We start from the raw sequence: 11,291 nt of genomic DNA on the forward strand, positions 1-11,291 counted from the left end.
CACGCCACGTCCATCTCGAGGAATTGACCATGCCCGCATATCGCTCCCGAACCACCACCCACGGCCGCAACATGGCCGGTGCCCGCGGCCTCTGGCGCGCGACCGGCATGAAGGACTCGGACTTCGGCAAGCCGATTATCGCGGTGGTGAACTCCTTCACCCAGTTCGTTCCCGGCCACGTCCACCTGAAAGACCTCGGTCAGCTCGTCGCGCGCGAGATCGAGGCAGCCGGCGGCGTCGCCAAGGAATTCAACACCATCGCGGTCGACGACGGCATCGCCATGGGCCATGACGGCATGCTCTACTCGCTGCCGAGCCGCGAGATCATCGCCGACAGCGTCGAATACATGGTCAACGCGCATTGCGCCGACGCCATGGTCTGCATCTCGAACTGCGACAAGATCACGCCCGGCATGCTGAACGCCGCCATGCGCCTCAACATCCCCGCCGTCTTCGTCTCCGGCGGCCCGATGGAGGCCGGCAAGGCCGTGCTGCACGGCAAGACCCACGCGCTCGACCTCGTCGACGCCATGGTCGCCGCCGCCGACGACTCGATCTCCGACGAGGACGTCAAGGTCATCGAGCGCTCCGCCTGCCCGACCTGCGGCTCCTGCTCCGGCATGTTCACGGCCAATTCGATGAACTGTCTGACCGAGGCCCTCGGCCTGTCGCTGCCGGGCAACGGCTCGACGCTCGCCACCCACGCCGACCGCAAGCGCCTCTTCGTCGAGGCCGGCCACCTGATCGTCGACCTCGCCCGCCGCTACTACGAACAGAACGACGAAAGCATCCTGCCGCGCTCGGTCGCCAACAAGCGCGCCTTCGAGAACGCCATGTCGCTCGACATCGCCATGGGCGGCTCGACCAACACGGTGCTGCACATCCTCGCCGCCGCCTACGAGGGCGGCATCGATTTCACCATGGACGACATCGACCAGCTCTCACGCAAGGTGCCGTGCCTCTCCAAGGTCGCGCCCGCGAAAGCGGACGTGCACATGGAGGACGTGCACCGCGCCGGCGGCATCATGCGCATCCTCGGCGAACTCGACCGCGGCGGCCTCCTCCACCGCGACACGCCGACCGTGCATGCCGAAACGCTCGGCCACGCCATCGACCGCTGGGACATCACCCGCACCAGCAGCGAAAGCGTGCGCACCTTCTTCCGCGCCGCGCCGGGCGGCATCCCGACCCAGGTCGCCTTCAGCCAGGAAGCGCGCTGGGACGAACTCGACGCCGACGGCGAGAACGGCGTCATCCGCTCGGTCGAGCACCCCTTCTCCAAGGACGGCGGCCTTGCCGTCCTCTCCGGCAACATCGCGCTCGACGGCTGCATCGTGAAGACGGCGGGCGTCGATGAATCGATCCTGAAATTCGCCGGCCCCGCCGTCGTCTTCGAAAGCCAGGACGCGGCCGTCAAGGGCATCCTCGGCGGCGAGGTGAAGGCCGGCGACGTCGTCGTCATCCGCTACGAAGGCCCGAAGGGCGGCCCCGGCATGCAGGAAATGCTCTATCCGACGAGCTACCTGAAGTCGAAGGGCCTCGGCAAGGCCTGCGCGCTCATCACCGACGGCCGCTTCTCCGGCGGCACCTCCGGCCTTTCCATCGGCCACGCCTCGCCGGAAGCGGCGCAGGGCGGCGCCATCGGCCTCGTGCGCCAGGGCGACCGGATCGAGATCGACATCCCGAACCGCACGATCAACCTTGCTGTTTCCGATGCCGAACTCGCCGCCCGCCGCGCCGAACAGGACAAGCTCGGCTGGAAACCGGCCGCGCCGCGCAAGCGCAACGTCACGACGGCGCTGAAGGCCTACGCCGCCTTCGCCGCCAGCGCCGACAAGGGCGCGGTTCGCATCCTGCCGGAATAACCGTTCACCGGGCGCACGGGAAAACCGCGCGCCCGGCCTCTCCAAGGGCGATCCGCCTCACGGGCGCACCGTTATCTGCCTCGCCTGCGGAAAAGCGCACGCCGGGGGCAACCAAACTGTCATTGCGGCGTTACGGGCCTCAAGAGGTCACCCACGCCGCCTCGTGCGGACGGCCTCCCGCTTTGACATACGCCAGAAATGTTGATACCAACTTATTTATCGAACGCCCGGGAGGAGATCGGTCCGGGCATGCCCCCACCCCCAGATCGAAGAAGAGAGAAGACCGATGCACAAGGACTACGGCAAGTTCTGCTGGTACGAACTGATCACCCCGGACGTGCCGGCTGCGGCGCGTTTCTATGGATCGGTGATCGGCTGGTCGACGCGCGATTCCGGCATGCCGGGCATGAACTACACCCTCGCCTATGCCGGTGAAAGCCAGATCGCCGGCCTGATGGAAACACCCGCCGAGGCGAAGGGCATGCCGCCACTCTGGATGGGCTATATCTTCACCGACAGGATCGAGGAAACGCTGAAGGACATCACCGCGAACGGCGGTAAGATTCACCGCCAGCCGCAGGACATTCCCGGCGTCGGGCGCTTCGCCATCGCCGCCGATCCGCACGGCGCTGTCTTCTCGCTCTTCACCACCGAGGACGAAGGCCCCGAGCAGCCGGACATGATGACGCCCGGCCACGTCGGCTGGCACGAACTGATGGCGGGAAAGCTCGACGAGGCCTGGGCCTTCTATGAGAAGACCTTCGGCTGGACGAAGGACATGGCCGTCGACATGTCGGAGAATGACATGGGCGTTTACCAGACCTTCGGCGTGCGCGGCGGCGACATGATCGGCGGCATGATGACGAACCCGCCCGTCTCTCCAGCCCCGCCTTTCTGGGGCTACTACTTCGTGGTCGAGGGCCTCGACGCGGCCGCAAGACGCGTGACGGACGGCGGCGGGCAGGTCGTGATGGGGCCGATGGAGGTTCCCGGCGGCGCCTGGATCGTCAACTGCACCGATCCGCAGGGCGCCTTTTTCTCGCTGGTCGCCATGACCCGCTGATCGCCGGAGGAAACAAGCAGGCGGGGCACATCATTCCCGCTTGCAATCTCCCCTCGCCTTGCACACACTCCCCTCGATGACGGCAGCAGACCGTCACCGAGGGGAACAGAGAGCGTATGTCGATCAAGGCCGGTATCTACCACCTTACCCACTACATCTACGACAACCCGGTCCGTCTCGGACCCCAGATCATCCGGCTGAAACCGGCGGCGCATTCCAAGACCAAGGTGATCAGCCATTCGCTGAAGGTCACGCCCGAAAATCATTTCGTGAACCTCCAGCAGGATCCCTACGGCAACTATCTCGCCCGCTACGTCTTCCCCGATCCGGTGACGGAACTGAAGATCGAGGTCGACCTCGTCGCCGACATGACGGTCTACAACCCCTTCGACTTCTTCGTGGAGGAGGAGGCCGAGCACTGGCCGTTCAACTATCCAGCGGATCTCGTCGAGGACCTGAAGATCTACCGCACGCCCGAGCCGCTGACGCCCGCGCTCGAAGCCTTCATGAAGACCGTCGACCGCTCGCGCCAGCGCACGGTCGACATGGTCGTCGGCCTCAATGCGCGGCTGCAGCAGGAAATCGGCTACGTCATCCGCATGGAACCGGGCGTGCAATCGCCCGAGGAAACGCTGAGCATCGCCCGCGGCTCCTGCCGCGATTCAAGCTGGCTCCTCGTGCAGATCCTGCGCAATCTCGGCCTCGCCGCCCGCTTCGTCTCCGGCTACCTCATCCAGCTGACGCCCGACCTCAAGGCGCTCGACGGCCCCTCCGGCACCGAGGTGGACTTCACCGATCTCCACGCCTGGTGCGAAGTCTATATTCCCGGCGCCGGCTGGATCGGCCTTGACCCGACCTCGGGCCTCCTGACCGGCGAGAGCCATATCCCGCTGGCCGCCACCCCACATTACCGCAACGCCGCTCCGATCAGCGGCGGCTATTTCGGCGAGGCGAATACCGAATTCGACTTCGCGATGACGGTCACCCGCGTCGCCGAGCACCCGCGCATCACCAAGCCCTTCTCCGACGAAAGCTGGGAGGCGCTGAACGCGCTCGGCCGTGAGGTGGACAACGTCCTCGCCGAGAGCGACGTGCGCCTCACCATGGGCGGCGAGCCGACCTTCGTCTCCATCGACGATTTCGAATCCGCCGAATGGAACACCGCCGCCGTCGGCCCGACCAAGCGCGAGAAGGCAGACCAGCTGATCCGCCGCCTGCGGGAAAAATTCGCGCCCGGCGGCTTCCTGCATTACGGGCAGGGCAAGTGGTATCCGGGCGAAAGCCTGCCGCGCTGGACCTTCTCGCTCTACTGGCGGCGCGACGGCAAGCCGATCTGGCAGAACCCGGACCTCATCGCCGAGGAGGGCGCACGCCGCCCGGTGACGGAAGACGACGCCGGCCGGCTGCTCACCGCAATTGCCGGCGAACTCGACATTCCGGCCGAAAACGTGATGCCCGCCTTCGAGGACCCTGCCGAATGGCTGGTCAAGGAGGCGAACCTTCCCAACAACGTGGACCCCTCCAATTCGAAGCTCGAAGACGCCGAGGAGCGCAGCCGCATCGCCCGCGTCTTCGACCGCGGCCTCACCCGCCCGACCGGCTACGTGTTGCCCGTCCAGGCATGGAATGCCCGCGCCGGCGGCCGGCGCTGGTCGAGCGAGAAGTGGCAGACCCGCCGTGGCCGCCTCTTCCTCGCGCCCGGCGACAGCCCCGTCGGCTATCGCCTGCCGCTGAATTCGCTGCCCTGGCTCTCACCCGCCGTCTACCCCTACATAAACCCGATGGACCCCACCATCGACCGCCCCGACCTGCCGGATTTCGCGGACGATGCCGGACGCCGGCTGCAAACCGCACATTTCCAGCCTTTCGAGGGCCAGCAGCCGCAGATACCGCAATCCGCCGACGAGATCGGCGGCCATGTGCGCACCGCCATCTCCGTCGAGCCGCGCGACGGCCGGCTCTGCGTCTTCATGCCGCCGACCGTCAGCGTCGAGGACTATCTCGACCTCATCGCCTCGGCCGAGCGCGCCGCCGCCGCCCTCGGTCTGCCGGTCCATATCGAGGGCTACGCCCCGCCGCATGACGAGCGTATCAACGTCATCCGCGTCGCGCCCGATCCGGGTGTCATCGAGGTCAACATCCATCCCGCCTCCACCTGGGGCGACTGCGTCGACATCACCACGGCGATCTACGAGGAGGCCCACCTGTCCCGTCTCGGCGCGGACAAGTTCATGATAGACGGTCGCCACACCGGCACCGGCGGCGGCAACCATGTGGTCGTCGGCGGCGCGAACCCGAACGACAGCCCGTTCCTGCGCCGCCCGGACCTCCTGAAGAGCCTCATTCTGCACTGGCAGCGCCATCCCTCGCTCTCCTACCTCTTCTCCGGCCTCTTCATCGGCCCCACCAGCCAGGCCCCGCGCATCGACGAGGCCCGGCACGATTCGCTCTACGAACTGGAAATCGCGCTCTCGCAGGTGCCGCCGCCCGGCGAGGGCCAGCCGCCGCTGCCCTGGCTTGTCGACCGCCTGTTCCGCAACCTCCTGACGGATGTCACCGGCAACACGCACCGCTCGGAAATCTGCATCGACAAGCTCTTCTCGCCGGATGGACCGACGGGACGGCTCGGCCTCGTCGAGTTCCGCGGTTTCGAAATGCCGCCGAATGCCCGCATGAGCCTCGCCCAGCAGCTCCTCATCCGCGCCCTCATCGCCCGCTTCTGGCAGAACCCGGCGCAAGGTAGCTTTGTGCGCTGGGGCACCACGCTGCATGACCGCTTCATGCTGCCGCATTACGTCTGGCAGGATTTCCTCGACGTCCTCGCCGACCTCAAGGCGAACGGCTTCGAGCTGCGTCCGGAATGGTTCTCCGCCCAGCTCGAATTCCGCTTCCCCTTTTGCGGCGAGGTGGAATACGAGGGCGCGAACCTGGAACTGCGGCAGGCGCTCGAGCCGTGGCACGTCATGGGCGAGCAGGGCGCCATCGGCGGCACGGTACGCTATGTCGACTCATCCGTCGAACGCCTGCAGGTGAAGCTGGAGACGACCAATCCCGAGCGCTACGCCATCGCCTGCAACGGCCGGCCGATGCCGCTGAAAGCGACGGGCACCAAGGGCGTCTCGGTCGCGGGGGTCCGCTTCAAGGCATGGCAGCCCGCCTCGGGCCTCCATCCGGTGCTGCCTGTCAACACACCGCTTACTTTCGACATTTATGATACATGGTCGCGAAGAGCGATCGGGGGCTGCATTTACCACGTTGCCCATCCGGGCGGACGCAACTATGACACCTTCCCGGTAAACGGCAACGAGGCCGAGGCGCGCCGGCTGGCGCGGTTCGAGCCCTGGGGGCACAGGGCGGGCGGCTATACGCTGTGGCCGGAAACGCCGCCGGCGGATTTCCCGCTGACGCTGGATCTACGCCGGCCGCCCGGCATCTGAAGCAATTCCAGCAAAAGTGCGCAGCGGTTTTGCGTCCGGAATTGCACGAAACAAAGAGCTGGAGCATTTTCGCGATTCGAAGAGGCGCGGAAATGCTCCAGCTTCGTAGGAGACATTGATTGAAGACCACGACTGCGGAAGCGGAACGCATCGAGGCCGAGGCGTCGGAGACCTCCGCGCGCGCCTATGCGCCCCTTCCGGGCATCGCCGACGAGATGGTCGACACGGAAGGCGCGGTACGCCCCGTCTGGCGTCCCCTCCTCTCGGCGCTCGAGCGCATGGACGAAACGGATATCGCCGGACGCTTCGCCCGCGCCGACCGGTATCTGCGCGATGCCGGTGTCTTCTACCGCGCCTACGGCAAGGAGGCGGGGACGGACCGCGCCTGGCCGCTCTCGCACATTCCCGTCCTCATCGACGAGGCGGAATGGGAGCACCTGTCGCGCGGCCTCGTCCAGCGCGCCGAGTTGCTGGAAGCCGTCATCGCCGATATCTACGGCAGGAACGAACTGGTCGCGAACGGCCTGCTTCCCCCTGCCCTCGTCGCCTCAAACGACGAATTCCTGCGCCCGCTCGTCGGCGTGCAGCCCGATGGCAAGCATTTCCTGCATTTCGTCTCCTTCGAGATCGGCCGCGGGCCGGACGGCAACTGGTGGGTCCTTTCCGACCGCACCCAGGCCCCTTCCGGCGCCGGCTTCGCGCTGGAGAACCGCGTGGCGACGACCCGCGCCTTTTCCGACGTCTTCGCGGAAACCCATGTGCACCGCCTCGCCGGCTTCTTCGGCGCTTTCCGCAACACGCTGCAGGCCGGCAAGGTAGCGGAAGAGCGTATCGCCGTCCTGACGCCCGGCCTTGCCAACGAGACCTATTTCGAACACGCCTATATCGCCCGCTATCTCGGCTTCATGCTGCTGGAAGGCGAGGACCTGACCGTCGTGGACGGCAAGGTCATGGTGCGCACGGTGGCGGGCCTCAAACCCATCGGCGTGCTGTGGCGCCGCCTCGACGCCGCCTTCGCCGACCCACTGGAGCTGAACCAGAACTCCCATATCGGCACGCCCGGCATGGTCGAGGCGCTGCGCTCCGGCTCCGTCACCTTCGTCAACGCGCTCGGCGCGGGCATCGTCGAGACGCGCGCCTTCCTCGCCTTCCTGCCGAACATCTGCCGGCACCTGCTCGGCGAGGAGCAGCGCCTCCCCTCCATCGCGACCTGGTGGTGCGGCCAGAAGGGCGAGCGCGAGCATGTCGCGGCCAATATCGAGCGCATGGTCATCGGCCCCGCCTATTCCACGCGCCCCTTCTTCGACGACAACGGGCAGTCCGTGCTCGGCTCCAGCCTGCGCGACACGGCCAAGCGGTCCATCGCCGAATGGCTGGCGAGCGACGGCGCGAAGCTCGTCGGCCAGGAAGCCGTCACCCTCTCCACCACGCCCGCCTTCGTCGACGGCAAGCTGGTGCCTCGGCCGATGTCGCTGCGCGTCTTCGCCGCCCGCACCCGCGACGGCTGGCAGATCATGCCCGGCGGCTTCGCCCGCATCGGCGCCGGCGACAATGTGGCGGCCATCGCCATGCAGGAAGGCGGCTCGGCGGCCGACGTCTGGATCGTCAGCCGCAAGCCGGTCGAGCGCACCTCGCTGCTGCCACCGGAAGAGGACTTCACCCGCAACATGCCCGGCAGCCTGCCGAGCCGTGCGGCCGACAACCTCTTCTGGCTGGGCCGCTATATCGAGCGGGCGGAAGGGGCGCTACGCATCCTGCGCGCCTGGCACAGCCGCTACGCCGAATATGCCGATCCCGAGCAACCGCTGCTGAAGGACGTGAGCACCTATCTCGACGCGCTCGACATCGACACGTCCGAAGCCGTGCCGACGAGCCTCATCCGCAACATCGACAGCGCCGTCTTCTCCGCCAGCAACATCCGCGACCGCTTCTCGCCCGATGGATGGCTGGCGCTCAACGACCTGTCGAAGACCGCCCGCCGCTTCCATGTCAGCATAGAACCGGGTGACGACGCGACCCGCGCCATGACCGTGCTGCTGCGCAAGCTCGCGGGCTTCGCCGGCCTCGTGCACGAGAACATGTACCGCTTCACCGGCTGGCGGTTCCTGTCCATCGGCCGCTATCTCGAACGCGGCCTGCACATGACGCGCCTGCTCGGCCATATGTCCGGCGAGGACGCGCCCGACGGCGCGCTCGACATGCTGCTGGAGATCGGCGACAGCGTGATGACCCATCGCCGCCGCTACAACGTGGCGACCGCGCGCCTGACGGTCACCGACCTCCTGGCGCTCGACGCGCTCAATCCGCGCTCGATCCTCTACCAATTGAACGAGATCAAGAACGAGATCGAGCAATTGCCGAACGCCTATTCGAACGGCCAGATGTCGCCCTTCTACCGCGAGGCCATGCGCCTTCACGCCGGTCTGGCGGTGATGACGCCGGAGACGATGACCGACGTGGTCTACAAGCGCCTCGAGACGGAGATGGAAAAGCTCTCCGACATTCTCGCGCAAACCTATCTGAGCTGAGCGAGGGGGAGGCGCCGAACCATGCTCTACGACGTCAACCTCCATATCAGCTATCTCTATGACACGCCGGTTTCCGGCGGCCGGCATATCGTGCGCGTGCTGCCGCTCTCCATCGAGGGCCGCCAGCGCCTCGTCGCCGGCACGGTCGGCGTCGCGCCCGATCCCGGCGAGCGGGTCGACCATCACGACTTCTTCGAAAACCCGATGAGCGCGATCCTCTTTCGCAGCCAGCACGAGCGGCTGGATATCCGCATGCAGGCCCGCGTGCAGGTCGATGCGCCGGAAACGACCGCCGATCTCTCGCCCTGCGTTGCCGAATTGCCGGAGGATATCGCCGGCTACTGGTCGCTCGACGCCGGCTCGCCGCACCACTATACCGGGCCGAGCCCACGGCTGAAGGATTGCCCGGAGATCGCCGAATATGCCCGCGCCATCGCAAAGCCCGGCATGACGGTCCGCGCCATCGCCACGGCGCTCTGCGCCCGCATTCACAAGGACTTCACCTACGACCCGAAGGCGACCAGCGTGGACACGACACCCCGCGAGGCCTTCAAGCTGAAGAAAGGCGTCTGCCAGGACTTTTCCCATGTGATGATCGTGGCGCTGCGCAGCCTCGGCATTCCAGCCGGCTATGTCAGCGGGTTCCTACGCACCATCCCTCCGCCGGGCAAGGAACGGCTGGAAGGCGCGGACGCCATGCATGCCTGGGTGCGCTACTGGGGCGGCCGGGTGAACGGCTGGATGGAACTCGACCCGACCAACGACATCCCCGCCGGCACCGACCATATCGTCGTCGCCTATGGCCGCGACTATGCCGATGTCGCCCCGGTCATCGGCGTGCTCAAGGGCTACGGCCAGCACCAGACAAGCCAGGCCGTCGACGTCATCCCGGTACGATCCGCACCGTAGATTCCCGTTTGGAAACAGCGGCAAAGCCCCTGTTTTCGGGATGCATGCAATTTTACGAAAACTATACCACGCCGCCGAACCGTTGAATAACACTTCGCTGGTAGCCTTCATCCACATTATGACGATGGTGGGTGAAGCCTCATGACGAAGACGGCAGGAAAATCGACGCTCGCATCGCGCTTGCTGCGCGACCGTGGAGGCAATTTCGCGATGGTGACCGCCGTCGTCATCCCGGTCATCCTCATGGCCGCCGGCGTCGCGATCGACCTCACCAAGACCGTCCTTGCGAAAGCCGAGCTGCAGGACGCCTCCGACGCCGCCGTTCTCGCCGCCGCCGCGGCGCTGGCGAACGACGGCAAGAGCATCGAAGAGGCTAGAACCATCGCCCAGGAACTTTTCACGCTGCAGATGAGCGGCGCGTCCTCGCTCGTCAAGGAAGGCGACGAGACGCTCGTCGATGCCGCCCCCGTCATCAACATCACCGAGACGGTGACCGGGAACACCGGCAGGTCGTACACGGTGGAGATCGACGCCAGCTATTCCGTGAAATACAATATCCTTACGCGCCAGCTTCTCGGCCACAACAGCGGCACGCTGGAGACATCCAGCATCGCGGAAAGCGGCACGGCCGATTCGAAGAGCGCGTTCTCCATGTATTTCGTGCTCGACAAGTCAGGCTCCATGGGCGAGGAAACGAAAAGCACCACGTCCTATCCCTGCCCCACCAAGAAGAAGCCGGACAAGGTCTGCTCGAAGAACCTGACGCGCATCGACTCGCTGAAGCTTGCGACCGCCAGCCTCCTCGCCCAGATCGACGCCGCCGACCCCACGGCCACCTATGTGCGCACCGGCGGGGTTTCCTACAACAGCGTGGCGCAGAAGGCGAACCCTCTCGACTGGGGCACGACCGGGGTTCTCGGCTACGTCAACGCCCTGACGGCGGACGGCAACACGAACTCGGCCCCGGCCTTTAAAATCGCCTATGATAGCCTGATGCTCGATACGGAGGCGAAGGCTCACAAGGACAAGCAGGGCAACGGGCAGGTTCCCGCGAAATACATCGTCTTCATGACCGACGGCGACAACAACCAGACCAACGCCGACAAGACGACGCTGGAATATTGCGATCTTGCCCGTGCAAAGAAGATCGAGGTCTACACGATCGCCTTCATGGCGCCGAGCCGCGGCCAGGCCCTGCTCAGCGCCTGCGCCACCACGCCGGGCCATTACTTCCTCGCGGAAAGCACGGCGGACCTCCTCGCCGCCTTCCAGAGCATCGGCCAGCAGACGTCGAAGACCGTCGCCCGCGTCACGAAGTAACCGGAGCGGTTCCCCTTCACGAAAGCCAGCCCGCCGCGCGCCCGCGCGGCGGGCTTTTTCGCCTCTTTCAGATATGTCGAAAATGCATGCGCCCTTTCTTGAAAAGGCATATTGCAAGCGCTTCGGATAGATGCATAAATTGATTTAAACGCACTTTTCGCCAAGGCGA

6 protein-coding genes are annotated in these 11,291 nt (G+C 65.9%); all 6 read left to right on the forward strand.

The features are described 5' to 3' along the window. Nucleotides 1-29 precede the first annotated feature (29 nt). The 6 genes from ilvD to MOE34_RS14985 all read left to right on the forward strand — a co-directional run bounded on the left by ilvD (nt 30) and on the right by MOE34_RS14985 (nt 11,122). Nucleotides 30-1,865 carry a dihydroxy-acid dehydratase gene (gene ilvD / locus MOE34_RS14960; protein ID WP_242218088.1) on the forward strand — a complete coding sequence of 612 codons (1,836 nt, stop codon included), beginning with the start codon at nt 30-32 and terminating at the stop codon, nt 1,863-1,865. 286 nt (nt 1,866-2,151) lie between these two features. Continuing rightward, nucleotides 2,152-2,928 (forward strand): VOC family protein, encoded by a 777-nt coding sequence (locus MOE34_RS14965; RefSeq protein WP_242218089.1) that lies wholly within the window; start codon nt 2,152-2,154, stop codon nt 2,926-2,928. 116 nt (nt 2,929-3,044) lie between these two features. After that, nucleotides 3,045-6,365, forward strand: coding sequence for a DUF2126 domain-containing protein (locus tag MOE34_RS14970; RefSeq protein WP_242218092.1), 3,321 nt, complete (start codon nt 3,045-3,047; stop codon nt 6,363-6,365). A gap of 119 nt (nt 6,366-6,484) precedes the next feature. After that, nucleotides 6,485-8,893: a circularly permuted type 2 ATP-grasp protein gene (locus MOE34_RS14975; protein ID WP_242218093.1), complete on the forward strand. Its 2,409-nt coding sequence runs from the start codon at nt 6,485-6,487 to the stop codon at nt 8,891-8,893. A gap of 21 nt (nt 8,894-8,914) precedes the next feature. Continuing rightward, a complete protein-coding gene (locus tag MOE34_RS14980; protein WP_242218095.1) occupies nt 8,915-9,802 on the forward strand; it encodes a transglutaminase family protein in 888 nt (295 codons plus the stop codon). 141 nt (nt 9,803-9,943) lie between these two features. After that, complete coding sequence (locus MOE34_RS14985) at nt 9,944-11,122, forward strand: vWA domain-containing protein (protein WP_242218097.1); 1,179 nt, start codon at nt 9,944-9,946, stop codon at nt 11,120-11,122. Nucleotides 11,123-11,291: the final 169 nt, after the last annotated feature.

It is taken from the genome of Shinella zoogloeoides, assembly GCF_022682305.1.
Classification (GTDB): domain Bacteria; phylum Pseudomonadota; class Alphaproteobacteria; order Rhizobiales; family Rhizobiaceae; genus Shinella; species Shinella zoogloeoides_B.